The sequence below is a fragment of the Limnohabitans sp. Rim11 genome (assembly GCF_001269365.1).
In the GTDB taxonomy this organism is placed as follows: Bacteria; Pseudomonadota; Gammaproteobacteria; order Burkholderiales; family Burkholderiaceae_C; genus Limnohabitans_A.
Map to the genome: position 1 here is coordinate 794,434 of NZ_CXOM01000002.1, position 24,010 is coordinate 818,443.

General features: G+C 53.7%; 21 protein-coding genes and 1 other RNA gene. 11 read left to right on the forward strand and 11 right to left on the reverse strand.

Annotated features, from left to right (window positions below):
• Positions 1-5: 5 nt before the first annotated feature.
• Positions 6-1,022 carry a tripartite tricarboxylate transporter substrate binding protein gene (locus AMM03_RS08475; protein ID WP_228764616.1) on the reverse strand — a complete coding sequence of 339 codons (1,017 nt, stop codon included), beginning with the start codon at positions 1,020-1,022 and terminating at the stop codon, positions 6-8.
• Between the two features lie 162 nt (positions 1,023-1,184).
• Here AMM03_RS08475 and AMM03_RS08480 point away from each other — a divergent pair, with 162 nt between their 5' ends.
• Positions 1,185-2,057, forward strand: coding sequence for a fumarylacetoacetate hydrolase family protein (locus AMM03_RS08480; RefSeq protein ID WP_090130359.1), 873 nt, complete (start codon positions 1,185-1,187; stop codon positions 2,055-2,057).
• Here AMM03_RS08480 and metK read toward each other — a convergent pair whose 3' ends face one another.
• On the reverse strand, positions 2,058-3,242 hold the full coding sequence (gene metK, locus AMM03_RS08485; RefSeq protein ID WP_090130361.1) for a methionine adenosyltransferase: 1,185 nt from the start codon (positions 3,240-3,242) through the stop codon (positions 2,058-2,060).
• Between the two features lie 193 nt (positions 3,243-3,435).
• On the opposite strand from metK, the gene AMM03_RS08490 reads away from it, so the two are divergent.
• Both AMM03_RS08490 and AMM03_RS08495 read left to right on the forward strand, forming a co-directional pair.
• Complete coding sequence (locus AMM03_RS08490) at positions 3,436-4,275, forward strand: lysophospholipid acyltransferase family protein (protein ID WP_090130364.1); 840 nt, start codon at positions 3,436-3,438, stop codon at positions 4,273-4,275.
• A gap of 1 nt (position 4,276) precedes the next feature.
• Entirely contained in the window at positions 4,277-5,155 is an 879-nt protein-coding gene (locus tag AMM03_RS08495) for a lysophospholipid acyltransferase family protein (protein WP_090130366.1), read from the forward strand.
• On the opposite strand, the gene AMM03_RS08500 is transcribed toward AMM03_RS08495, so the two are convergent.
• Positions 5,143-6,042, reverse strand: a complete 900-nt coding sequence (locus AMM03_RS08500) for an alpha/beta fold hydrolase (protein ID WP_090130368.1) — start codon at positions 6,040-6,042, stop codon at positions 5,143-5,145. The two genes, AMM03_RS08495 and AMM03_RS08500, sit on opposite strands and share 13 nt — an antisense overlap.
• Positions 6,035-6,691, reverse strand: coding sequence for a ribosome biogenesis GTP-binding protein YihA/YsxC (gene yihA, locus AMM03_RS08505; protein ID WP_369793685.1), 657 nt, complete (start codon positions 6,689-6,691; stop codon positions 6,035-6,037). Before yihA ends, AMM03_RS08500 begins: the two co-directional genes overlap by 8 nt.
• Before the next feature lie 286 nt (positions 6,692-6,977).
• On the opposite strand from yihA, the gene AMM03_RS08510 reads away from it, so the two are divergent.
• A complete protein-coding gene (locus AMM03_RS08510; protein WP_369793686.1) occupies positions 6,978-7,562 on the forward strand; it encodes a c-type cytochrome in 585 nt (194 codons plus the stop codon).
• 289 nt (positions 7,563-7,851) lie between these two features.
• The gene (locus AMM03_RS08515) at positions 7,852-8,850 is read left to right on the forward strand and encodes an MBL fold metallo-hydrolase (RefSeq protein WP_090130371.1); all 999 of its coding nucleotides are present in this window, start codon (positions 7,852-7,854) and stop codon (positions 8,848-8,850) included.
• A gap of 152 nt (positions 8,851-9,002) precedes the next feature.
• Here the strand turns inward: AMM03_RS08515 and AMM03_RS08520 are convergent, their stop codons facing one another.
• A complete protein-coding gene (locus tag AMM03_RS08520; RefSeq protein ID WP_090130374.1) occupies positions 9,003-9,890 on the reverse strand; it encodes a DUF6279 family lipoprotein in 888 nt (295 codons plus the stop codon).
• On the opposite strand from AMM03_RS08520, the gene glmU reads away from it, so the two are divergent.
• Positions 9,889-11,343 (forward strand): bifunctional UDP-N-acetylglucosamine diphosphorylase/glucosamine-1-phosphate N-acetyltransferase GlmU, encoded by a 1,455-nt coding sequence (gene glmU / locus AMM03_RS08525; RefSeq protein WP_090130376.1) that lies wholly within the window; start codon positions 9,889-9,891, stop codon positions 11,341-11,343. The two genes, AMM03_RS08520 and glmU, sit on opposite strands and share 2 nt — an antisense overlap.
• A 30-nt stretch (positions 11,344-11,373) precedes the next feature.
• Here glmU and AMM03_RS08530 read toward each other — a convergent pair whose 3' ends face one another.
• Positions 11,374-11,892 (reverse strand): Lrp/AsnC family transcriptional regulator, encoded by a 519-nt coding sequence (locus tag AMM03_RS08530; protein ID WP_090130378.1) that lies wholly within the window; start codon positions 11,890-11,892, stop codon positions 11,374-11,376.
• A 150-nt stretch (positions 11,893-12,042) separates the two neighbouring features.
• Here AMM03_RS08530 and glmS point away from each other — a divergent pair, with 150 nt between their 5' ends.
• The 3 genes from glmS to AMM03_RS08545 all read left to right on the forward strand — a co-directional run bounded on the left by glmS (position 12,043) and on the right by AMM03_RS08545 (position 16,543).
• Positions 12,043-13,944 carry a glutamine--fructose-6-phosphate transaminase (isomerizing) gene (glmS, locus tag AMM03_RS08535; protein ID WP_090130380.1) on the forward strand — a complete coding sequence of 634 codons (1,902 nt, stop codon included), beginning with the start codon at positions 12,043-12,045 and terminating at the stop codon, positions 13,942-13,944.
• A 581-nt stretch (positions 13,945-14,525) separates the two neighbouring features.
• Complete coding sequence (gndA, locus tag AMM03_RS08540; protein ID WP_090130382.1) at positions 14,526-15,941, forward strand: NADP-dependent phosphogluconate dehydrogenase; 1,416 nt, start codon at positions 14,526-14,528, stop codon at positions 15,939-15,941.
• Positions 15,938-16,543, forward strand: a complete 606-nt coding sequence (locus AMM03_RS08545; protein ID WP_090130385.1) for a LysE family translocator — start codon at positions 15,938-15,940, stop codon at positions 16,541-16,543. The genes gndA and AMM03_RS08545 overlap by 4 nt, the downstream gene beginning before the upstream one ends.
• 28 nt (positions 16,544-16,571) lie before the next feature.
• Here AMM03_RS08545 and AMM03_RS08550 read toward each other — a convergent pair whose 3' ends face one another.
• Together AMM03_RS08550 and cysK are read right to left on the reverse strand one after the other, a co-directional pair.
• The gene (locus AMM03_RS08550) at positions 16,572-18,389 is read right to left on the reverse strand and encodes an NAD(P)/FAD-dependent oxidoreductase (protein ID WP_090130387.1); all 1,818 of its coding nucleotides are present in this window, start codon (positions 18,387-18,389) and stop codon (positions 16,572-16,574) included.
• Between the two features lie 102 nt (positions 18,390-18,491).
• Positions 18,492-19,409: a cysteine synthase A gene (gene cysK, locus AMM03_RS08555; RefSeq protein WP_090130389.1), complete on the reverse strand. Its 918-nt coding sequence runs from the start codon at positions 19,407-19,409 to the stop codon at positions 18,492-18,494.
• Between the two features lie 115 nt (positions 19,410-19,524).
• On the opposite strand from cysK, the gene rnpB reads away from it, so the two are divergent.
• Positions 19,525-19,885: RNase P RNA component class A (rnpB, locus tag AMM03_RS08560), an RNA gene on the forward strand.
• An 83-nt stretch (positions 19,886-19,968) separates the two neighbouring features.
• Here the strand turns inward: rnpB and AMM03_RS08565 are convergent.
• The 3 genes from AMM03_RS08565 to AMM03_RS08575 all read right to left on the reverse strand — a co-directional run bounded on the left by AMM03_RS08565 (position 19,969) and on the right by AMM03_RS08575 (position 23,027).
• Positions 19,969-20,496 (reverse strand): Rrf2 family transcriptional regulator, encoded by a 528-nt coding sequence (locus AMM03_RS08565; RefSeq protein WP_090130391.1) that lies wholly within the window; start codon positions 20,494-20,496, stop codon positions 19,969-19,971.
• A gap of 142 nt (positions 20,497-20,638) precedes the next feature.
• Positions 20,639-21,385: an RNA pseudouridine synthase gene (locus tag AMM03_RS08570; protein WP_194942828.1), complete on the reverse strand. Its 747-nt coding sequence runs from the start codon at positions 21,383-21,385 to the stop codon at positions 20,639-20,641.
• A gap of 1 nt (position 21,386) precedes the next feature.
• Positions 21,387-23,027 (reverse strand): MBL fold metallo-hydrolase, encoded by a 1,641-nt coding sequence (locus AMM03_RS08575; protein WP_090130819.1) that lies wholly within the window; start codon positions 23,025-23,027, stop codon positions 21,387-21,389.
• Positions 23,028-23,115: 88 nt separating this feature from the next.
• Between AMM03_RS08575 and dapF the strand changes: the two genes are divergently transcribed.
• On the forward strand, positions 23,116-24,006 hold the full coding sequence (gene dapF, locus AMM03_RS08580; RefSeq protein ID WP_090130394.1) for a diaminopimelate epimerase: 891 nt from the start codon (positions 23,116-23,118) through the stop codon (positions 24,004-24,006).
• Positions 24,007-24,010: the final 4 nt, after the last annotated feature.

Here is a 24,010-nt window from a genome sequence, read left to right on the forward strand (position 1 = left end):
AATGCTTATTCCACTTTGCCAATTTTCTTGACCACATCGGTCATGCGCTTGGCATCGGCTTGGACGTATTTTTCAAAGTCAGGGCTGTCCAAATACTGAACAGGGCTGCCAGTGTTTTGAATGACGTCCCGCGCTTTGGTATCTTGTGCGGCTACTTTGGCGGCTGCACGCAAACGTTGTGCAATGGGTTCGGGCGTGCCGCTAGGAATGAACAAGCCAGACCACTGGGCATACTCGGCGTTAAAGCCTAAGTCCTTGAGGCTACTGACATCGGGCATGGACGCTAAGGTACCGTTGCCCCAATGACCCAAGACGCGAATCTTGCCTGCTTTGACGTGTTGCAACACGGTAGCAGGACCCGTAGAAAGCGCATCAATTTGACCGCCCAACATGGCTACTACTGCAGGCCCTGCACCTGTGAAAGGAATGTGCGTCATTTTGACGCCAGCTGTTTGCGCCAAAATTTCCATGGGCACGTGCATGGTGCCGTAATTGCCAGATGAGCCGTAGTTAATGGCACCTGGGCGTTTGCGGGCGTCTTCAATGAATTCTTTGACGTTTTTCCAGGGTGAATCGGCGCGCACTGCCAAGACGGTGGGGTCGGCTGTGTAGCGCGCAATAGGGCGCAACTCGTTCAACAAGAACATCGGGTTGCGACCCAACAAGGCATCGGCTTCTGGAATGACTGTGAGAGATGACAGGGCCAAAAGCACGGTGTAACCATCGGGCTTGGAGCGCGCTGCCACACCCATGCCAATACCGCCGCCAGCACCGCCCCGGTTTTCAATGACCACGGGTTGTCCTAAATCTCTGGACATGGCTTCTGCCACAGGGCGCGCCACAATGTCGGCCAAACCGCCAGGTGGGAAGGGCACAATCATGGTGATGGATTTGGTGGGGTAGGGTGCGTTAGGCGCTTGTGCTGATGCACTGGTGCAAAAACCTGCCACCATCAACAATGAGCCTATGGCCATTTGTCCAATGACTTTGCTGATTCGATTTTTCTGATTGCCTGTTGCCATCTTGTCTCCTGCAATTTTGGTGAATGCGTTAAAGCACACTCTACACCTGCTTGAAGATTGCTGCATCACCCTCATTGAGTTTGGTGTTACCCATATGACACCGCATGACTTTCTATCAAGGGCACAATTCGTTTCAATTACTTCACTTTTAAAGCTTTCATCATGCGCATTGCTGCTTTTTTCTATCAAGACCAGCCCCACGTGGGCCTTGTTTCTCAAGACCTGTTATCGGTCACCCCCTTCGATCTGCCCTTGGCCGATCGTGAACTGGGCGCGCTCACATTGGTTGATGCCTTGTCTCGTGGTGAAGCCTTGCCTGCTCAAGGCGCGGCCATTTCACTGAGCGATGTTCAACTTCGCGCACCCTTGCCGCACCCCCGCCGTAACATTTTTTGCGTGGGCAAAAACTACCACGCACACGCCAAAGAATTTGCACGCAGTGGCTTTGATAGCAGCGCCAAAGCCGGCGGCGAAATTCCCGCCGAGCCCATCATCTTTACCAAAGTGCCGGAGTGCGTCATTGCCACGGGCGAAGCCATTGAGATGCCCAAAGTGTCAACCGCCATTGACTACGAAGCCGAGTTGGCCGTGATCATTGGCAAAGGTGGCAAGGGCATCACCAAAGCAGATGCCATGAAGCATGTCTGGGGCTACACCATCGTCAACGACATCACGGCGCGCGACTGGCAAAACAAGCACATGCAATGGCACATGGGCAAATCGTTTGACACCTTCTGCCCGATGGGTCCTTGGCTGGTGAGCGCCGACGAAATGGACGGCACCAACACCAACGTGCGCTGCTATGTGAACGGTGAAGAGCGCCAAAACGCTGCCACGCCCGATTTGATTTTTGACATTCCCACCCTCGTCGAAACTTTGAGCGCGGGCATTACCTTGTACCCTGGCGATGTCATTGCCACGGGCACACCCGTGGGTGTGGGCATTGGCTTCACACCGCCCAAATATTTAAAGTCGGGCGATGTGGTGCGTGTTGAAATTGACGGGATTGGCGTTTTAGAAAACCCCGTCAAATAATCACTTCAAGCCTGCAGCCGCACGAAGTGTGGCTGCCAAGTTGGTGCGTTCCCAAGTGAAGTTGGGTTCGTCACGGCCAAAGTGACCGTACGCTGCCGTCTTGCTGTAGATGGGACGCAAGAGGTCCAGCATTTGAATGATGCCTTTGGGGCGCAAGTCAAAGTGCTCGTGCACCAAAGCGGCAATCTTGTCGTCAGAGATCACGCCAGTGCCTTCAGTGTTGACGGTGATGTTCATAGGACGCGCCACACCAATGGCGTAAGCCACTTGAATTTGACACTTGGTGGCCAAACCAGCAGCCACAATATTCTTGGCCACATAACGCGCAGCATAAGCAGCAGAGCGGTCAACCTTCGATGGGTCTTTGCCAGAGAACGCTCCACCGCCGTGAGGGCAAGCACCGCCGTAGGTGTCCACAATAATCTTGCGACCGGTTAAGCCGCAATCACCCTGTGGGCCGCCAATGACAAAGCGACCTGTGGGGTTGATCAGGTACTTGGTGTCTTGCAGCCACTCTTTGGGCAACACAGGCTTGATGATTTCTTCAATGATGGCTTCATTAAAGCTGGCCTTCATTTTGGTAGATGACTCACTTTGGTCAGGGCTGTGCTGAGTCGACAACACCACGGTGTCAATGCTGTGGGGCTTGCCGTCTACATAGCGCATGGTCACTTGACTCTTGGCATCGGGACGCAAGAATGGCAAGCGGCCGTCTTTGCGAAGCTGAGCTTGACGCTCCACCAAACGGTGCGCGTAGTAAATAGGCGCAGGCATCAGGTCAGGGGTTTCGCTACAAGCGTAACCAAACATCAAACCTTGGTCGCCAGCACCCGTGTTCAGGTGGTCGTCAGAGGCGTGGTCCACACCTTGGGCAATGTCATTAGATTGCTTGTCGTAGCAAACCATGACAGCACAACCTTTGTAGTCAATGCCGTACTCGGTGTTGTCGTAGCCAATGCGCTTGATGGTGTCGCGGGCCACTTGGATGTAGTCAACGTGAGCATTGGTGGTGATTTCGCCAGCCAGAACCACCAGACCGGTGTTGGTCAGAGTTTCGGCGGCCACGCGGCTGCGGGGGTCTTGTTCAAAAATAGCGTCGAGAATGGCGTCTGAGATTTGATCGGCAACCTTGTCGGGGTGGCCTTCGGACACGGATTCTGAGGTGAAAAGATAGTCATTCGCCATAAGGGTTCTCCTAAAGTTTGGCATGCATGTTGATCTGCGCTACCTGAGCTTTGAGGCCTCGGCGAACGCTTTAGCAGATTTGTCCGAAGACAAGGCACAATCCAATCCATGAAAGACATGGCATTGGGGTGTGTTCGTCGCCCTGCAAGTTGCTCTGTTTAACTCAGCGACCCAAGCAGTTTATCAAAAAAATATGCAATTTTGGTTTGGTTTTTTTGCAAGATGGCCTTTGTGGGCCTTGCATCTAATGGGGCAAGTGGCTGGTTGGTTGGCCTGGTTTCTGTCGCCTACCTACAGGCGCCGGTTGTCCAGCAATGTGGCCACCGCTGGCTTGAAGCTCTCTCAAGTTTTGGGTGCAATAGGGCAGGCAGGCAGCATGTCGACGGAGTTGCCGCGTTTGTGGATAGGCAAAAAAGTATCGGTCAGTTGGGCAAACAATTCATTGAACACTTTGGCTGAAGCCTACAAAGAAGGCCGTGGTGTCTTGTTGCTAACGCCGCATTTGGGTTGTTTTGAAGTGACGGCGCAAGCCATTTCAGATTCTTTCAGTGCCGAACATGGCCCCTTGACGGTCCTTTATCGACCTTCCAAAAAAGCCAGTTTGGCTGCGGTGATGGAAGCTTCAAGAGGCAGGCCAGGTCTCGACACTGCGCCCACCACCTTGGCTGGCGTTCGCCAAATGATCAAGGCCTTGAGAGCGGGCCGTGCGGTAGGTTTGTTGCCCGATCAGGTGCCACCTTTGGGCATGGGTCACTGGGCGCCTTTCTTTGGTAAACCAGCCTACACCATGACCTTGGCTGCGCGACTGGCTTCTCAAACGGGCGCGCGAGTGGTCTTGGTTTGGGGGGAGCGATTGTCCTGGGGCCGTGGTTACGCCATGCATGTCAGTCATTTGGAACAAGACTTGTCGTCTGATGTGGAGGCGGCAGTTGTTCAAATTAACCAAGCCATGGAAAAATTAATTTTGAGTTGCCCTCAACAATATTTGTGGGGCTACGCACGTTACAAACAACCTCGAAAAGAAGATCTTTGAGATGAGTTTTTTGTTCATTGGCTTAATGCGATGTTTGGCGTTCCTTCCGCTGCCCGTGTTGCGTGCATTGGGGCATGCATTGGGTTGGCTATTGTGGACCTTGGCGCACAGCCGTCGTCACATTGCCTTGACCAATCTGAACTTGTGTTTTCCTGAAAAGTCAGAGTTAGAGATTCAGCAAATTGCCTACGACCACTTTGTTTACTTTGCGCAGTCATTACTAGACCGCGCTTGGCTGTGGCACGCACCGCGTTCTAAAGTCCAATCACGCATCAAATGGTCAGGCTCCCAAGAAGCCATCAAGCTGCTTGAAGCCGAAGGCTCCAAAGTGGTCTTTGCCCCGCACTTCATTGGGCTGGATGCGGGAGGCACGGGCATTACTTTGCGAACAGATCAGCCAGCTGCTTTTATTTTTATGCCGCAACGCAATCAAGTCATGGACGATTGGGTCAGTGGCGGGCGCCTTCGATTTGGCAATGTGAAGGCTTATTTTCGGCACACAGGGGTGAAGCAAATCATGACTGGTTTGCGCCATGGCGAGATGCTGCATCTCTCACCAGACATGGATTTTGGCGCGCGTGAATCTATCTTTGTCCCCTTTATGGGCGTCGAAACAGCGACCGTGCCTTCCTTGTCTAGGTTCTCCAGATTGGGCAAAGCACCTGTCTTGATGTTGGTCACTCGTTTAACGTCAGAGGGTTATGAAGTTGAAGCCTCACCTATTTGGCAAGACTTTCCAACTGACGACGTGGAAGAAGATACGATTCGAATGAATCAAGTCTTGGAAGCTGCCATCAGACTTTCACCCGCGCAGTATTACTGGGTGCACAAACGTTTTAAAACGCGACAAGAAGGCCAAGTTTCAGTTTATAAAAATTGAGCAATCTCGCGTTGAATGATGGGAGGGTGTTCATGCACCACCCAGTGCGAGCCGTTTTCAATGCGAACGTATTTCAAGTTCGGAATGAACGCGTCCAAACCCTCGTTCAAGCTGGGTAACAAGGCGACATCTTGCATGCCCCAAATTAACAAGGTGGGCACCGTAATTCGAAACATCTCATCGGGCAAATCAAGCTTTTGAATGTCGCCAGTGTGAGGGATGCCTGAAGGGTCGGGCTTGAGGGGTGATGCGCGGTAATAGTTCAAGCCGCCTTGAATGCCGGTGGACCAAGCTTGGCGGTATTTTTCTTTCACATCTTCTGTGAGCCACGTAGGCGGCAAGCCTTTACCGACAAAACCAAAGAGGACTTCGAATTGGTTGGCAGAAAGTTCTTGAGCGGCATGTGGCTCACAAAAATAATTCATGTAAGCACTGGCTGCGATTTGCGCCGGATTGCTTTTAAGGTCACGCAAAAATGTGCCGGGATGAGGCGAATTGATGATGATCAATTTGTCCATCAGCTGGGGTTGTTGATTGGCCAGGTTCCAAGCTACACCGCCGCCCCAGTCGTGTGCCACCAAGGCTTTCAAAGGCGCTTCTTGCGACTCAATTTGAATGAGCTCTGTGATGTCTTGCACCAAGAACTTGGCGCGATAGGCCGAAACTTCAGTCGGCTGGCTTGATTTTTCGAAGCCCCTTAGGTTGGGAGCAACGCATCGGTAGCCACCGTTCTCTGGTTTCGAAAAATGCAGCAGCATGTCGTCCCATACAAAGGCTGCTTCTGGAAAACCGTGCAAAAACATCAAAACAGGCTGGCCTTTTTTGCCTGCAGCTCGGCAACTCAAATGAATGCCGCTTGGTAGTTGTTGTTGCCAAGTTTCAATCATCGTTGTCTTCCTCTGGAGGCTCTGCCTCAGTGGGGCTCGTCTGGCTTTCATCGTGGGTCCAATCCCACATCAACTGGGCCAGTTCTGCTACACCTTGTTTCTTCAGGGCAGAAAATAATTTGGCTTGCCCGCCGCCCGCTTGCAACTTGGCAATCGACAGCGCCTTGGTGGCTTCGGCCCTTGTCAGCTTGTCTGATTTGGTCAGCAATACCAAGAAGTTCAGGCCTTCTTCAACGCGGGGGCGAATCACTTCTAGAAGGACTTCATCCAATTCGGTCATGCCCAAGCGGGGGTCACAGAGCAACACAATGCCCTTGAGGTTTTCGCGGGTGACCAAGTAATTGGCCATGACTTTTTGCCAGCGCAGCTTGTCTTGTTTGGGTACGGCGGCATAGCCATAACCCGGTAAGTCGGCCAAAACGGCATCGGTCAGGCCTTGTTTACCCAGGGCAAAAAGGTTGATGTGCTGTGTTCGGCCTGGCTTTTTAGACGCAAATGCCAGTTGTTTTTGCTGAGTGAGTGTGTTGATACAGGTGGATTTGCCGGCATTGGACCGGCCCACAAAGGCAATTTCGGGCACATCGAGGGCGGGTAAGTGAAAAAGTTCTGCCGCGGTGGTCAAAAATCGAGCCGTGTGCATCCAGCCCAAGGGGGTGATGGGCTTGTTCAGAGGCAATTCTTCTGCGACTTTTGTCTTGGCCGGCACTTTGCGGCCCTTGACTGGGGTCGCTTTGCGAGGGGCAGAGGCCGTCTTTGGAGCGGACTTGGGGGCAGAAGTGGGGCTTTTTCGGGTGGCCATTAGGGTCAAACTTTCAGTGCGTCGGAAATGACGCTAGCAGGCATTGTAGAATCCCATGGTTTTGCGCCTACTATTTCGGATGTCGCCCATGAAGTCAATGACTAAATTTTTCTTCGCTGCCCTCACTTCAACCCTGATGGCTGGTTCTGTTTTTGCCGCTACTGCTGCCCCTAAAGCCGAAAAGCCAGACTTGGCCAAAGGCGAGGCCATTGTGGGCGGCGTTTGTGCTGCTTGCCACATGGCTGACGGCAATTCCACTACGCCGGTCAACCCCAAGTTGGCTCAGCAACACCCTGAGTACACCATCAAGCAGTTGCAAGAGTTCAAATCTGGCAAGCGCGCCAATCCCGTCATGATGGGTTTCGCTTCTCAGTTGAGCGATGCTGACATGCGCAATGTGGCGTACTTCTTGGCCAGCAAAACTGCCAAGCCCGGCTTTGCCAAAGACAAGGACTCTGTGGCCTTGGGTGAAAAGATTTACCGCGGCGGCATTCCAGATCGCCAAATTGCAGCCTGCTCAGGTTGCCACAGCCCCAACGGTGCTGGTATGCCTGCCCAATACCCCCGTGTCTCTGGCCAACACGCCGATTACACAACCAGCCAGCTGACGCAGTTCCGTGATGGCATTCGCAAGAACAGCGTTCAGATGACCCAAGTGGCCGCCAAACTGAACGACCGCGAAATTAAAGCAGTTGCAGACTACATTGCAGGTTTGCGTTAATCCAAGACAAGTTCTAACTTGTTCTGACAAAATGGGCCTTCACAAGGCCCATTTTTAATTGGGGTCAGATCAACATTAATTTCCATTCAAAGGGGATAAAGGCTAAGGGGGGTTGACAATAAATGGGGTCAGATCAACATTAATTTACTTTGAGCATAGGCTCATTTGAATCACAGAAAATTAATGTTGATCTGACCCCATTTATTGAGCCCCCTTAGCCTTTATCCCCTTTGAATGACCAAATTAATGTTGATCTGACCCCAATTAAAAAAACTCACCGGAGAATTAAATGAATCAACCCACAAAAGCATTCGCGTCACAAGCTGACTTGGCAGACAAGGTCATTAAGTTTGAGCAACTCAGCAAGCACTGCTGGGCTTACACCGCTGAGGGCGATCCCAACTCGGGTGTGATCATTGGTGACAAGTTCATCATGGTGAGCGATGCCACGGCCACGCCTGGTATGGCGCGCGATTTGATCAAGCAAATTCGCACCATCAGCGATAAGCCCATCAAGTACGTGCTGCTCACACACTACCACGCTGTGCGCGTGTTGGGTGCCAGTGCGTATGCGGCTGAGGGCGCAACAGAAGTGATTGCCAGCCAAGGCACTTACGAGTTGATTGTGGAGCGCGGCGCGCAAGACATGAAGAGCGAGATGGAGCGCTTCCCCCGTTTGTTCCGCGGTGCTGAAGAAGTGCCTGGTCTGACATGGCCAACCATGGTGATTGGCGGCGGTGATGCCACCAAGGGCGAAGTGCCCGGCAAATTGGTGGTCGACTTAGGCGGCGTGAAAGTTCAAATCTGGAGCCCTGGTTATGGCCACACACGTGGTGACACCATTGCTTGGGTAGAAGAAGAAAAAGTGCTTTTCTCTGGCGACTTAGTGGAATACGAAGCAGGTGTGTACACAGGCGATGCGCAACTGGCAGAGTGGCCCGCTACTTTGGAAGCTTTGCGCGCCCTTAAAGCCGAAGCCATCGTGCCAGGCCGCGGCGAAGCCATGAAGGGTCAAGCCGATGTGAACAAAGCCTTGGACTACACCAAGCGCTGGGTGGAAACTTTGTACAAAGCGGGGCAAGAAGCCGTAGCAGCCAAGATGGATTTAAAAGCCGCCATGGCGCACACCCGCAAAAGCATGGACCCTGTGTTTGGCCATGTGTTCATCTACGAACATTGCCTGCCCTTCGATGTGACCCGCGCTTACGACGAAGCCTCAGGCATCAAAAACCCCCGCATCTGGACGGCAGAGCGCGACATGGAAATGTGGAAAGCCCTTCAGGACTGAAGAATTTAATTGGGGTCAGATCAACATTAATTTCCAATCGATGAGGGCTGAAGCCAAGGGGGGCTTCCTCATACTGGAGTACCAGAAATCGTTCAGCCCCCCTTGGCTTCAGCCCTCACCGATTCACAAAATTAATGTTGATCTGACCCCAGTTAAATCAAGTCACGCAGGTCGGCTTCGTACGCCCGCAATCTGCGTTGCGCTTTTTGGCGCTGTGCTGGTGTGGTGGTGTTGTGAAACTGAGAGAAGTTCAAGCACGCTTGTTGTTCAAGTTGCAATTGCAAATTGAGCAAAGCAGGGTCTTGGGGCCGGACGCCTTGCAGGCTCAATTGCAGCACGGTCTTTTCGGCTTGTGCCAAATTGAATCCCGGTTTTTGAGCGTCTTGAATCAGATTTTGCAAAACCACCAACTGCGACTGCTGACGCTTGATGCGGTTTTGAATGGCCACATCAGGCGACCAAAGCGATTGTTCAATTTGTTGACGCAGCAACTTGATTTGCTCTGCATTCAAGTCGCCATAAAAATCTGAAAATCGATCGACTGTGGCGTCGAGGCGTTTTTTTAAGCGATCCTCCGCGCTGGGTTGAATCCAATCTTTTTTCCAATCTTCATTTTTAACAGCCCATCGTTTTTCCAAATGCCGCAGTTGGCGCAGTGTCAGCTGCAACACGATGGGTGTGGACAAACGCGAGCTTTCTTGTGCAACGGCATCAATGCGTTTTTCCACCTGGCCCCAAACCTCGCAAGCTTGCTGTTGCGAGATGTTGTTGGGTGCCATGCTTTGGGCTTGAACCAACAAATTGGCAATCTGAGGCAGCTCTTCTTTGCGATGCCAAGTTTGGAGTTTTTTCAGGGCTTGTTTGGTTTGAGCGGCCTGGGTGTCTGTGAAGTCGATGTAGTTGTCGAGCCACCAAGAACTGATCTCGGGCAGTTGGTTGTAGCCCAATTTGATGGCACTACAGCCACTTAAGCTGGCACTCATCACCACAGCCGCCAAAGAAGCCGCGATAATTCGTACCCAGAAGGAAATTTTCGCCATGTCGGACACCTCAACAAACCAGTCAGCATTGTCACCTCAACAGCCCTTGGATGTGGTTGTCATGGCAGCGGGTAAGGGTACTCGGATGAAAAGCCGTTTGCCCAAAGTGCTGCAGCAACTAGCGGGCAAGCCCCTGCTAGGACATGTTCTGGACACAGCCGCTCAGTTGCACGCGCGCTCTGCGGTGGTCATTACGGGTCATGGTGCCGATGAGGTTGAGGCCGCTGTGACCAAGCGCGAGTCGGGTTTGTCTGTGAAATTTGTGCGACAGGAACCCCAGTTGGGCACAGGCCATGCGGTGCAGCAGGCCGTGCCTGTGTTGGCCGATGATGGTTTGGTGGTGGTGCTCTCTGGCGATGTGCCCTTGACACAGGCCGACACATTGAAAGCCTTGATGGCATGCGTTCACTCAGCTGGCGCCGATCGCTTGGCCTTGCTCACCCTCGACATGCCCAACCCTACTGGCTACGGCCGCATTGTGCGCACGGCAAAAGTCGACAGCGTGCAAGCCATTGTGGAGCAAAAAGACGCCAGTCCCGAACAACTCAAGATTCAAGAGGTCTACAGCGGCATCATGGCGGTGCCTGCGCGCCAACTCAAAACTTGGTTGGCCAAGCTGGACAACAACAACGCCCAAGGCGAGTACTACCTCACCGATGTTGTGAAGTGGGCCGTGGCCGATGGCGTCACTGTGGTGGCGCATCGCATTCAAGATGAGCTGCAAGTGACGGGCGTTAACAGCCCGCAGCAATTGGCGCAACTCGAGCGTGCTTTCCAAACGCAACAAGCCAATGCCCTGATGCTGCAAGGCGTGCGCTTGGCCGACCCTGCGCGTTTGGATGTGCGCGGTGAATTGCACTGCGCATCGGATGTTGAAATTGATGTGAACTGCGTTTTTGAAGGTCAAGTGCATTTAGGCGAGGGGGTTCGAATTGGGCCCAACTGCGTCATTGCCAACGCAAGCATTGCAGCAGGCGCAGTGATCCATGCATTCACGCACATCGATGGTGAAAAATTAGGCGTGACCGTGGGCGAGGGTGCCTTGATTGGCCCCTTTGCACGCTTGCGTCCTGGCGCGCAATTGGCCGCCGAAGTGCACATCGGCAATTTTGTTGAAGTCAAAAATTCCACCTTGGCCAAGGGCGCCAAAGCCAATCACTTGGCCTACCTGGGCGATGCCACAGTGGGTGAGCGTGTCAACTACGGCGCCGGTAGCATCACGGCCAATTACGACGGTGCCAACAAACACCGCACCGTCATTGAAGACGACGTGCACATTGGCAGCAATTGCGTGTTGATTGCGCCTGTCACCATTGGTGCAGGTGGTACGGTGGGCGGTGGTTCGACCATTTCCAAGAGCACTGAGCCTGGCGCTTTGAGCGTAGCGCGTGGCAAGCAAGTCAGCATTGCCAATTGGAAGCGGCCCCAAAAAGCGCCCAAGCCTGCCAAGTAATTCGACAAGCTTTGGTTTGTTGCTGAGCCATCAAGTCATGGCAACTGGCAATGGAATTTGAGTGCCAAACTTGGCGCGCTTCACACTGAAGAAAGCTTTGACATTGCGGACGTTGGCGTCTTGCGTGAGCAGCCTTTGCGTGAAAGCCAAATACGACGGCATGTCGGGTACTTGCACCACCAGCATGAAATCGGGACCTGGCGATACACGCCAACATTGTTGAACGGAAGTTTCTTGAACGGCGCGCGTTTCAAAGGCCTGCAACAACTCTTCACCTTGTTTGTCCAAGCTCACTTCAATCAGTGCTGTGACGCTGTGGCCCATAGCGAGGCCCAGTTTGTCGGACGACAAAATGGCCACTTGTTTTTCAATCCAGCCCTCTTGCTGCAAACGTTTGGTTCGTCGCAAGCAAGTGGGTGCGGAAATGCGCAATTTGTCGGCCAATGCAATGTTGCTGATACTGGCATCGGCTTGCAAAATGGCCAACAATTCAAGATCAACGGCATCCAAACTGCCCGGTTGCTTGTTTATTTCGGCTTGCGCAGACATGGTTAATATTTCATTAAATTATTGAATTTGAAATAATAATTCAAATTAATATAGTTAGGAAATTTAATTTCATAAATCTAAATTAATTTATAAGTAATTTCATGTCAACAAGCCTAAGATCCTCTCAAATTTAATTCAAAGGCTCATCTCATGTGCGGCATTGTTGGTGCAGTTTCCGATCGAAATATCGTTCCCATCTTGGTTCAGGGCTTGCAACGCCTGGAATACCGCGGCTATGACTCCTGCGGCGTCGCCATTCACGAAGCCAGCCTCAAGCGCGGTGTGGGTGGCTTGAAGCGCGCACGCAGCACCTCACGCGTGTCCGAGCTCATGTCTCAAATTGAAACCGATCATTTAGAGAGCGGCACAGGCATTGCGCACACTCGCTGGGCCACCCATGGCGCGCCTGCCGTTCACAATGCCCACCCACATTTCAGTTCAGGGCCCGGCAATTTAGAAAGCCTAAAAGACAAGCCCGGCCGCGTAGCCTTGGTGCACAACGGCATCATTGAAAACCACGACGAGCTGCGCGCGCAATTGCAAGCCAAAGGCTATGTGTTCACCAGCCAGACCGACACAGAAGTGATTGCACATTGGGTCGACAGTGTCTACGACGGCGATTTGTTTGACGCCGTCAAGCGCACCGTGAGCGAACTCAAAGGTGCCTATGCCATTGCGGTGTTTCACAAAGACGAACCCCAACGGGTGGTGGGCGCACGCGCAGGTTCACCGCTCATTTTGGGCGTTGGCACATCGCACCACGAGAACTTTTTGGCCAGCGATGCCATGGCATTGGCCGGCGTTACCGATCAAATTGTTTATCTTGAAGAAGGCGATTTGGTCGACATTCAATTGGGCAAATATTGGATTGAAGACCGTTTGCATCAGCGCGTAGAACGCCCTGTTAAAACGGTGCATGCTCACAGCGGCGCTGCAGAGTTGGGTCCTTACAGACACTACATGCAGAAAGAAATTTTCGAACAACCCCGCGCCATTGCAGACACCTTGGAAGGTGTAGAGCACATCGTGCCCGAGTTGTTCGATGGCTTGAATGGTGGCACGCAATCTGCCAGTGCGTTCAAAGTGTTCAAAGAAATCGACAAGGTCTTGATCTTGGCGTGTGGTACCAGTTATTACAGCGGTTGCGTGGCCAAGTATTGGTTGGAGTCGGTCGCCCAAATTCCTTGCCAAGTTGAAATTGCCAGCGAATACCGCTATCGTGATTCCGTGCCAGACCCCAAAACCTTGGTGGTCACCATCACGCAATCGGGCGAAACGGCAGACACCCTCGCAGCGCTGCGACACGCGCAAAGTCTGGGCATGCAGCACACGCTCACTATTTGCAACGTAGCCACATCGGCCATGGTGCGTGAGTGCAAGCTGGCCTATGTCACACGCGCTGGCGCTGAAATTGGCGTGGCATCGACCAAGGCTTTCACCACGCAGTTGGCCGGCTTGTTCTTGTTGACGCTGGCCTTGGCGCAAAGCAAAGGTCGTTTGAGTGATGCAGACGAAGCGATGCACCTCAAAGCCATGCGCCACTTGCCCGCAGCTTTGCAAGCGGTGTTGGCACTCGAGCCTCAAATCATCAGCTGGTCACAAGAGTTTGCATCGAAAGAAAATGCGTTGTTCTTGGGCCGTGGTACGCACTATCCCATTGCCTTGGAAGGTGCGTTGAAGCTGAAAGAGATTACCTATATTCACGCAGAAGCTTATGCAGCCGGTGAACTCAAACACGGTCCTTTGGCATTGGTAACCAGCGAAATGCCGGTAGTCACTGTTGCGCCCAATGATGCGTTGCTTGAGAAACTCAAAAGCAATATGCAAGAGGTGAGGGCGCGGGGCGGTGTGCTGTATGTGTTGGCAGATGGCGATACCAAGATAGAGAGCAGTGAAGGTGTGAATGTGATTCGCATGCCCGAGAACTATGGCGTGTTGTCGCCTATCTTGCACGTTGTGCCGCTTCAGTTGTTGGCGTATCACACCGCGTGTGCCCGGGGAACGGATGTGGACAAACCTCGTAACTTGGCTAAGAGCGTTACTGTGGAGTGATTTTGATTGGGTTAGGATTTGCGCCGGATGGGCGTTGATGCGATGGTGTGAGGGGGCTTCCTCATACTGGAGTACCAGAAATCGTTCAGCCCCCTCACACCATCACATCAACTTCTTGGTGATAGGGTAATTTCACTACCGAGTCATACGGGTCCGGGCCAAAAATAAATGAGGCCAAATAAATGGGGTCAGATCAACATTAATTTTCTGTGATTCAAATGGGCCTATGCTCAAAGTAAATTAATGTTGATCTGACCCCATTTATTTGGCCCCATTTATTTTAGAAATCTTCCAACAACCAAAAGGCTTGAGAGGATCAGGGTAGGCGTCTGAACGATTTCTGGTACTCCAGTATGAGGAAGACGCCTACCCTGATCCTCTCAAGCCTCTGTCCGAAGAGAAGTGCCCCCTAAACCTATCCTCTCAAGCCTCTGTCCGAAGAGAAGTGCCCCCTAAACCTATCCTCTCAAGCCACTGTCCAAAGAGAAGTGCCCCCAAAACTAGCCCAAACAAAAGTGACTGCACCCCCACAAACCCCATGCGAAAATCCGTCACAAATTCCTACTGACAAACAAAGATCAATGCAAACAAACATAGGACTCATCGGCCTCGGCGTCATGGGCGAAAACCTGGCCCTCAACTTAGAGCGCAACGGCTTCAGCGTTACAGGCTTTGACCTGGACGACAACAAACGCAACAGCTTCGCCAAACGCACAGAAGGCCTCAACGCCTGTGCCGCCCCCTCACTAAAAGACTTGGTCGCCAACTTGCAAATGCCCAGACGCGTCTGGCTCATGGTGCCCGCGGGCGCACCTGTTGATAACGTCCTCACAGAACTCAAAAGTCTCTTAAGCGCAGGCGACGTCGTCATTGACGGCGGCAACACCTTGTACCGCGACACCCAACGCAGAATGGAATCGCTCGAAGGCTCTGGCATTTTGTATGTGGGTTCGGGCGTGAGTGGTGGTGAAGAAGGCGCTTTGAATGGCCCCGCCTTGATGCCCGGTGGCAGCTCAGAAGCTTGGCCTTTGGTGCGTCCGTTTTTGCAAGCCATTGCCGCCAAAGCCGATGATGGCCAGCCCTGCTGCGAATGGATGGGCCCCGGCGGTGCCGGTCACTTTGTGAAGATGGTCCACAACGGCATTGAATATGCCGACATGCAAATGATTTGTGAAGCCTATGCGCTCATGAAGGGCCTGGGCATGACGGCCTCGCAAAAGAGTGCCGTGTTTCGGGAGTGGGGTGCGGGCGAGTTGAGTAGCTACTTGATCGACATCACCGCCGATATCTTGGCGCACGAAGATCCTGAAACGGGCAATGCCTTGGTTGAAATGATTTTGGACACCGCCGAGCAAAAAGGCACTGGCAAATGGACCAGTCAAATTGCTTTGGATTTGGGTGTCAGTGCGCCCACCATTGCCGATGCTGTGTTTGCGCGCACCATGAGTGCAGTGCAGCCCGAGCGCGTGGTCGCTTCTAAATTACTCAAAGGACCCAAGCCCCAAGCTGCGCAAAACTTGGATGTGGTCTTGCCAAAAATTCAGAAGGCTTTGTTGGCTGCCAAAATTTGTGCGTATGCCCAAGGTTTTGCGTTGATCAAAGCTGGCGACAAAGAGCACGATTGGCAATTGCCCATGGACAAGGTGGCTTCTGTGTGGCGCGCCGGTTGCATCATTCGCGCCCATTTGTTGGAAGACATTCGGCGCGCATTTGCCAACCAACAACACCTCACCAATTTGCTGGTGGACGATCACTTTGCGCGAGTGATGGCCGAGTGCCAACAAGACTTGCGTGAAGTGGTGGCCATGGCGGCCATGAGTGGCGTGGCTGTGCCCGCATTCATGAGTGCCTTGAGTTATTACGATGCTTACCGCACAGAACGTTTGCCTGCCAACTTGTTGCAAGCGCAGCGTGATTACTTCGGGGCGCACACGTATCAGCGTTTGGACAAGCCTGGTAAGTTTCACACGCAATGGCCAAAGGCCAGCGATAGATGAGCAACAACTTGGACCTGGTGGCTGCCATGGCCATGTTTGCCTTCGTGACCTCTGTCACGCCAGGCCCTAACAACATGATGTTGTTAGCCTCGGGGGTGAACTTTGGCGTGAAGCGCACACTGCCGCATTGGCTGGGTGTGTCGCTGGGCCACTTTGTGATGTTGTTGTTGGTCGGCGCCGGACTTGAGCGCTTGTTGCAGGCTTACCCTGTTGTGTATCAAGTGATGAAAGTGGTGGGCTTTGCCTATCTGGTTTATTTGGCTTGGGGTGTGGCCCGCAGTGGTGCGCCAGAGCGCAACGGTGAAGAGGCCACACAACCCATCACTTTCTTGGGTGCCGCGGCTTTTCAGTGGGTCAATCCTAAAGCGTGGATCATGGCCATTGGTTATTTCAGCAATTACATGCCCACCGATGCATCCCTGACTTTTGTGGTGCTGACCTGCATGATGTTCAGCGCCATCAATTTTCCCAGTGTGGGCTTGTGGGTATGGCTGGGTGCCAAACTAGAGCATTACTTGCAGCAAGATCAGTGGCGCAAATTCTTCAACTGGACCATGGCTTTGTTGTTAGTGATTTCCATGGTGCCTGTGCTGTTTGTTTAAAACAGTTCATCATATTGGCTAATGCGCTTCAGCTTCTGCCAACAATCGCCTTCGCCAAAGCTTCAGCCACTTTGATGCCATCCACCCCCGCCGACAAAATGCCACCGGCATAACTGGCGCCTTCACCGGCCGGGTAAAGCCCTTGAGTGTTCAAGCTTTGCAAGTTGTCGCCGCGGGTCATTTTGAGGGGCGATGAGGTGCGCGTTTCGACCCCCGTTAACACGGCATCTTGCATGTCATAGCCCTTGATCTTGCGACCAAACACAGGCAAGGCTTCGCGCATGGCTTGCACTGCAAACGCAGGCAGTACTTGCGACAAATCGCCCAAGCTCACACCTGGTTTGTAAGACGGCTGTACCGCACCAAAGTCGGTGGAGGCACGTGCTTGCAAAAAGTCGCCCACCAGTTGTCCCGGTGCTGTGTAGTTTTCACCACCGGCTACATAGGCTTTAGATTCCAGCTGACGTTGAAACACAATGCCCGAGAGCGGGTGATAAGCCTTAGGCGATTGTTGGGCCATAGCCTGAGCTTGTGAGGCCCACTTCAAACCATCGGCATCACCAAAGGCAGCTTGCCACGCAGCCACATCCAGTGGGTAGTCTTCAGGGTCAATGGCCACCACCATGCCGGCATTGGCATTGCGCTCGTTGCGTGAGTACTGGCTCATGCCATTGGTCACCACGCGACCCGCTTCGCTGGTGGCAGCCACCACAGTGCCACCGGGACACATGCAAAAGCTGTAAACCGCACGGCCGTTTTGTGCGTGGTGAACCAGTTTGTAATCGGCTGCGCCTAGCAAGGGATGGCCTGCATGGCGGCCCCAACGCGCAGCATCGATCACGCTTTGCGGATGTTCTATGCGAACGCCAATGGAGAAGGCCTTGGCCTCCATGTACACGCCGCGCTCGTACAACAAGGTGAAGGTGTCGCGCGAACTGTGGCCCAAAGCCAGCACCACATGGCGAGTGGCTAGGTGAGAACGCGCGCCAGTGTTGCGATCTTCCATGTGCAAACCAGTGACTTGCCGGCCTTGCGCCGTGGTTTGAATATCGATGTCGACCACGCGTTGTTCAAATCGCACTTCACCACCCATAGCAATGATTTGCTCGCGCAAGTTTTCAACTACCTTGACCAATTTAAAAGTGCCAATGTGGGGGTGTGCCGCAAACAAGATATCGCTGGGCGCGCCCGCTTGCACAAATTCGTTCATGACCTTGCGGCCTAAGTGGCGCGGGTCTTTGATTTGGCTGTAGAGCTTGCCGTCCGAGAAGGTGCCAGCGCCGCCTTCGCCAAATTGCACATTGCTTTCGGGGTTGAGTGTTTTCTTGCGCCACAAACCCCAGGTGTCTTTGGTGCGTTGACGCACGGGGCTGCCGCGTTCAATGACGATGGGCTTGAAGCCCATTTGCGCCAAGCTCAAGGCTGCAAAAATACCGCAAGGGCCAAAGCCCACCACCACGGGGCGTTCACCTTCTTCTAAGCCAAAGTTGGAAGGTGCATGACAAGGCGCCTGCCAAGTCATGTTGGGCGTAGCTTGAATGTGGGGGTTGCCTGCAAACTTGTTGAGCAGCGACGCCTCTGCTGCAGGATCTTTCAAGGTGATGTCCGCAATGAACACCGCCAACAAATCGGCTTTGCGCGCATCAAAGCTGCGTTTAAAAACATGCAATTGATCGATGGCTTGCACATCGATGTCTAATGCTTTGGCTGCCAGTTGGCGCAGGGCTTCTTCGGGATGCGGTGGCGGAATGCGGTCCTCGTCTGTTTCTGACGGGGCATCTGCTGCACGGCGCACTTCAACCGGCAATGCGGTCAAGGGCAGTTTGAGTTCTGAGATTCGAATCATGGCTGTCGGTGGTTGGGCTTGTGGTTATCAAGCAGACCCGGCAATTATCGCGCGAGATGCCAAGCAAGGGAACCCTGCTTTGCATCCAGAAGTTTCAAAGATTCAATTTGGCAAGAAGCCTTCGATGGACAAGTAACGCTCACCCGTATCGTAGTTAAAGCCCAGCACCGTAGCGCCTGCTGGTAACTCTTTCAATTTTTGAGCAATGGCGGCCAAGGTGGCGCCTGAAGAAATGCCCACCAACAAACCTTCTTCACGTGCAGAGCGGCGTGCGTATTCGCGCGCATCTTCGGCTTCCACTTGAATCACGCCATCCAGCAAGCTGGTATCGAGGTTTTTAGGAATGAAGCCAGCGCCAATGCCTTGGATGGGGTGAGGTGCCGGTGAGCCGCCAGAGATCACAGGCGATGCGGTGGGTTCGACAGCAAACACTTTGAGATTTGGAAATTTAGCCTTCAAAACTTTGGCAGTGCCCGTCAAGTGGCCACCAGTGCCGACACCAGTGATGATGGCGTCAATGCCTTCAGGGAAGTCCGCCAAAATTTCTTGCGCGGTGGTGCGCACGTGGATGTCGATGTTGGCGGGGTTGTTGAATTGTTGAGGCATCCAAGCGCCCGGCGTGCTGGCCACCAACTCTTCAGCGCGAGCAATCGCGCCCTTCATGCCTTTTTCGCGCGGCGTGAGGTCGAAGGTGGCGCCATAGGCCAGCATCAAGCGGCGGCGTTCAATGGACATGCTGTCGGGCATGACCAAGACCAATTTATAGCCCTTGACGGCCGCCACCATGGCCAGGCCAATGCCCGTGTTGCCAGAGGTGGGCTCAATGATGGTGCCCCCCGCTTTGAGAGCGCCAGTTTTTTCGGCATCTTCCACCATGGCCAAGGCAATGCGGTCTTTCACAGAACCGCCGGGGTTGCTGCGCTCGGACTTGATCCACACATTGGCATCGGCGCCAAACAGTTTGTTAATGCGAATGTGGGGTGTGTTGCCAATGGTCTGCAAGACGTTTTGAGCTTTCATGATCGCGGTCCTTGGGGTGTAGAGAAGAATGATTCGAATGACTGAGACGGATTTTGACCTACTTGTTCTGTCAATTTCTGCATATGGTTATGCCGCGAGGCGATAATGCGGGTGTGAAGCCTGCCAGACCGTCGCTGGTGCTAGCAGAAATGCCATGACGCAAGTCATGGGCCGAAAGGCCGCACTGGAGGAACGTCCGGACTGCACAGGACAGCGTAGGAGGTAACACCTCTCCACCGAAAGGCCGCAAGGCACCAAGGTGAGGATTAGAGCAACAGAGACGAGCCGATTGAGTTCGGGTGAAACGGGCAATCTCTACGCGCAGCAATACCAAATAGGCACACGTTGATCTGGTTCCGGAGAGTGTGCGGGTAGGTAGCACCGAGCCGAGTGGGCAACCCTCGGCCCAGAGTAATGGCGGTCACATTGAGGGCAACTTCAATGCACAGAATCCGGCTTATCGGTAGGCTTCACACTTTATTTCTTGGCTGTATGAAGGTCAAAAAAAACGCGCTCTGGTGTGAACCAGCGCGCGTTTTTGCTTTTGGTCTGAAAATGTTCAGCGAGTGGGCACCAAGCTGGCTGCCAAAGCAAACACAGAGTTAGGAACATTCACCTTCACGGGCTGGCTTTTGGGCTTGGCAAACACACCACGCTTGACCACGGAAGGCGCGGGTTCTACCGTGACACCTTTGGCGCGCTGCTCTGACACCAATTGGCGCAAGCTGATGGACTGCAAATGCGCCAACATCTTTTCATGCAGACTGGCCCACAATTCGCTGCTCATCCAATTGCCAGCTTCAGCACTGCTAGCGTCTTCAGATTCGGCAGAGAAGTCAACGGCACTGACGATGTCGGCCATGGTGATTTTTTCGGCACTGCGTGCCAAAGAATAACCGCCACCTGGGCCGCGTGTGCTTTCGACCAATTGGTGCTGTCGCAATTTGCTAAACAGCTGCTCCAAATAGGAGAGTGAAATTTGGTGACGCTCGCTGATGGCCGAGAGCGAGACGGGACCGCGATCTTCGCGCAAAGCGACATCGATCATGGCCGTGACGGCAAAACGACTTTTGGTGCTCAAACGCATGTTGTTTTTCCTTTCAGCTCAAGCTACGAACATTCATGTGAATATTCTCTCAAACTTACAAGATAAATGAGGATGCCCTGATGAATTTCAAGGGTTTGTGGGAACTTATTGTGGCGAATTTGCGCAAAAACAGCGTTTTTGTTCAAAATCTTTCATAGGGCATCAAGGCCCGCCACTGACCCGGGGACAAAGGCGCCATCAAAACACGTCCCATTCTGACTCTTTTGAGACCAATCAGGCGCAGCCCTGTATTTTCAATCACACCGGCCGCATACCCCGGTTGGTACCCTTTAAAAGCCATGCGCAAACCTGTTTTTTCGGGCGTGGCGCTGCTGATGCTGGTTTTGAGGCCCGTGGGGCACATGTCGTGCAACTGGTCTGGGCTGACAGACCCTTGAACTTCAGCCAACATTTCATGCTCTAAGGGCGTGCGCTCGTCCAGCAATTTGCGCAGCATGGCGGGGTCTTCCGAAAGCACCACCAAGCCGGTGGCAGCATCTTCCAAAGCTGCGGCACATTGCAACAATTTTTGCAGACGCGGTGTCAAAGTGATGCCAGAGCGGTCTTGGTTGGAACGCATGTCGGGCGTTAAGGATTTCCAAACGTTGGTGTGGCTTTGGGGCAAACAGCTCTGCCCCGCGGTCTTGTGCAAGATGACAGACAGCAATGGGACCTTGCCGCGTTGCGCGGTGCTGTGAACATCGATGGTTTGGTTTTGGACGCGGTGGGCAGGCTCGTCCACCACCACGTTGTCGACCTTGACCCAGCCACCCACAATCACTTGCTCGGCCTCGGCGCGAGAGCACTTCAAAATATCTGCAACTCGTTTGGACAGGCGAATGCCTTCGGTGCTGGGCGTGGTGATAGGCGTGGTGATGGGGCTTGTCATGTCAGTTGTTGCCAGGTGGCATGGACTGAATGCGGTCCACATGCGCTTGTAATGATCTTGCAGCCACAGGCCACAAACGCGGCGGTACATCGTCGTAGGCGTGCGCGACCCACTGTTCGAGGGTGCCGTTGGGTAAGGCGCGCATGGCGGCAATGACTTTGGCTTCTCGCTTCAAGCGATGGGCTTTAAGTTGGGCAATGGCTTGTTCGGCAAAGCCCAGCACATAGCCGTGTGCCGGCAAAATGAACTCGAGCTTGTGGGTGCGGCATTCTGATGCCAGCAAATCTAGCGAATCAAGATAATCGTTCATGCCACCATCGGGTGGGTTGACCACAGTGGTGCTGCCGTTGAGCACATGGTCACCGGAAAACAGCAAGCCGTCTTCGAGCAAGGCCAAGCATAAATGGTTGGCCGCATGGCCGGGGGTGTGCAGGACCTTTAGGCTGTGCTCACCCACCTTGAGAACTTCGCCATGGGCCAAGTTGCGGTCGGGCGTGAATTGACTTTGGGCGTTGGCGGTGCTGGCAGAGGCGAGTCCTAAAACAGGCGGCAAGCCTAATGGGGAATCTTGGCACAGCGCCTGCAAAGGCTTGGCACCCGGCGAGTGATCGGGGTGCGAATGGGTGCACACAATCATGCGAATTTGACCGCTGGTAGCGCGCCAAATTTTTTCCAAATGATCGGGGTCAGCGGGGCCTGGATCAATCACGATGTAGCCACTGAGCGGGTCGCCTACCCAATACGTGTTGGTACCGGGGCCGGTCATCACACCAGGGTTGGGCGCTGTGAGGCGTTGGACGTTTTTGAGCAAGGCCACGGGGTGGTCGGACTGCCAATCGAGGTGGTGAACGATTTGGCCATCGGGACTGGTCAGGGCCAACTCGCCATAGGGCGACTCGTGTTCCATGTAGCGCTCTTCTTTGCCGGCCAACCAACCTGCGCGTGGGCAACTGGTCCACAAAGGTTCGTCGTTGACGGCACAGGCGTCCAACACGGCTTGTACATCGGCAAAAGGCGTGAGGCGCTGCAAGGTGCGAATGGTGGGGAAGATGATGAAGAAGTCGCCGGCTTCGTGGCGCTTGAGCGCATCGGCTGGGCGGACCCACACTGGTTCGAACTGTTCTGATTCGTCGGCCACTGGCGTTTGCCCTTCGGGCATGCGAGCGACCAAAAAAGGCACATCAAAGCGCTTGGGCAAATCGCGGTCCGTAATCCAGTGGGCCAGCACAAACACCTGATCGGCGGCCAGTTTCATGCCGTGTGCAGCACATTGAGCCGCAAAGGGCTGGCTGCGATTGAGCAAGGCAATGTCTTGTTCAGTGGCCATGCTGTGGTTGGCTTTGTAGGCCAACAAAATGCCCAGCTCTTCGAAGCTTTCGCGAATGGCCGCAATGGCTTGCGTGAGATGCAGGTCACTTTGGGTGTCTCTGCGCAGCGCTTGCGCATGCGAGGCTGCATCGAGCGCGTCAATGCCGCCGCCTGGAAACACATAAGCGCCTGGGGCAAAACTGGCAGTGAGTGAGCGCCGAGTCATGAGCACTTCAATGCCTTGGGCACTGTCTCGCAGCAACAAGACGGTAGCGGCCGGCCGAGTAGCGGCGGGCTCTCGCTGTGGATGTAAGAGTTGTTGAGGTCTAACCATGGCCCGATTATCGGGCCTAGTGCGCCGCTTGTCGCCTTCGCGCATTGGCTATGTTCAAACCAAGCCCCGAACAGACGATAATTCAAGCATGCGAATTCGCTTTACAAAAATGCAAGGGGCGGGCAACGATTTTGTGGTGCTCGATGAAACGCGTGCGCGTTTGAATCTGACCACGGCCCAATACCGTTTCTTGGCCGACCGCCATTTTGGGGTAGGCGCCGATCAAATTCTCACGGTGCGCCCAGCGCCCAACGACACGCTCGATTTTGAATACGTCATTCACAACGCCGATGGTGGCGAGGTGGAGCACTGTGGCAACGGCGCGCGCTGCTTTGTGCGCTATGTGCGCGACAAGGGTCTCACCACCAAAGAACGCGTTCGCGTGAAGGTGCAGCAAGGCGAAATTGAATTGCAAATGAACGCGGATGGCCGTGTGACTGTCAACATGGGCGCCCCCATCTTGGATTTGCCCAAGGTGCCATTCAAAGCGGATGGCTTGAAGCACACCTTGGTCAACGGCTGTGAAGTTTGGCAGTTGCCATTAAGCGCTACAGAGGCAAGTGCGCTTGCCAATGTGGCCGTGGTGTCGATGGGCAATCCGCATGCTGTTCAGGTGGTCGACAACGTCGACACTGCGCCCGTTCTGACGCACGGTCCTTTGATTGAACACCACGCTTCATTTCCCAATCGCGTCAATGCAGGGTTCATGCAAATTGTGAACCGCGATACTGTGCGCTTGCGCGTGTTTGAGCGTGGCGCTGGCGAAACTTTGGCCTGTGGCACAGGCGCTTGCGCTGCTGTGGTGGCCGGTATTCGCATGGGGCTTCTGAATCCCAGAGTAGACGTGCAAACCCATGGCGGTACGCTCACCATTGAATGGCATGGCCTTGCCAAAAACGATCTGTCTCAAGCCGTCTTCATGACTGGCCCCGCCACCTCCGTATTTGAAGGTGAGATAGACGTTCCTAACTTACCCTGATTCG

Coding starts and splice junctions, on each gene's coding strand:
- AMM03_RS08495 (WP_090130366.1), top strand. CDS start 4,277: ATGAGTTTTTTGTTCATTGGCTTAATGCGATGTTTGGCGTTCCTTCCG.
- AMM03_RS08570 (WP_194942828.1), bottom strand. CDS start 21,385: ATGACAAGCCCCATCACCACGCCTATCACCACGCCCAGCACCGAAGGC.
- AMM03_RS08575 (WP_090130819.1), bottom strand. CDS start 23,027: ATGGTTAGACCTCAACAACTCTTACATCCACAGCGAGAGCCCGCCGCT.
- gndA (WP_090130382.1), top strand. CDS start 14,526: ATGCAAACAAACATAGGACTCATCGGCCTCGGCGTCATGGGCGAAAAC.
- AMM03_RS08520 (WP_090130374.1), bottom strand. CDS start 9,890: ATGGCGAAAATTTCCTTCTGGGTACGAATTATCGCGGCTTCTTTGGCG.
- AMM03_RS08550 (WP_090130387.1), bottom strand. CDS start 18,389: ATGATTCGAATCTCAGAACTCAAACTGCCCTTGACCGCATTGCCGGTT.
- AMM03_RS08515 (WP_090130371.1), top strand. CDS start 7,852: ATGAATCAACCCACAAAAGCATTCGCGTCACAAGCTGACTTGGCAGAC.
- AMM03_RS08490 (WP_090130364.1), top strand. CDS start 3,436: ATGCAATTTTGGTTTGGTTTTTTTGCAAGATGGCCTTTGTGGGCCTTG.
- AMM03_RS08480 (WP_090130359.1), top strand. CDS start 1,185: ATGCGCATTGCTGCTTTTTTCTATCAAGACCAGCCCCACGTGGGCCTT.
- glmU (WP_090130376.1), top strand. CDS start 9,889: ATGTCGGACACCTCAACAAACCAGTCAGCATTGTCACCTCAACAGCCC.
- AMM03_RS08510 (WP_369793686.1), top strand. CDS start 6,978: ATGGCTGGTTCTGTTTTTGCCGCTACTGCTGCCCCTAAAGCCGAAAAG.
- AMM03_RS08475 (WP_228764616.1), bottom strand. CDS start 1,022: ATGGCAACAGGCAATCAGAAAAATCGAATCAGCAAAGTCATTGGACAA.
- AMM03_RS08500 (WP_090130368.1), bottom strand. CDS start 6,042: ATGATTGAAACTTGGCAACAACAACTACCAAGCGGCATTCATTTGAGT.
- AMM03_RS08545 (WP_090130385.1), top strand. CDS start 15,938: ATGAGCAACAACTTGGACCTGGTGGCTGCCATGGCCATGTTTGCCTTC.
- cysK (WP_090130389.1), bottom strand. CDS start 19,409: ATGAAAGCTCAAAACGTCTTGCAGACCATTGGCAACACACCCCACATT.
- AMM03_RS08565 (WP_090130391.1), bottom strand. CDS start 20,496: ATGCGTTTGAGCACCAAAAGTCGTTTTGCCGTCACGGCCATGATCGAT.
- AMM03_RS08530 (WP_090130378.1), bottom strand. CDS start 11,892: ATGTCTGCGCAAGCCGAAATAAACAAGCAACCGGGCAGTTTGGATGCC.
- glmS (WP_090130380.1), top strand. CDS start 12,043: ATGTGCGGCATTGTTGGTGCAGTTTCCGATCGAAATATCGTTCCCATC.
- metK (WP_090130361.1), bottom strand. CDS start 3,242: ATGGCGAATGACTATCTTTTCACCTCAGAATCCGTGTCCGAAGGCCAC.
- dapF (WP_090130394.1), top strand. CDS start 23,116: ATGCGAATTCGCTTTACAAAAATGCAAGGGGCGGGCAACGATTTTGTG.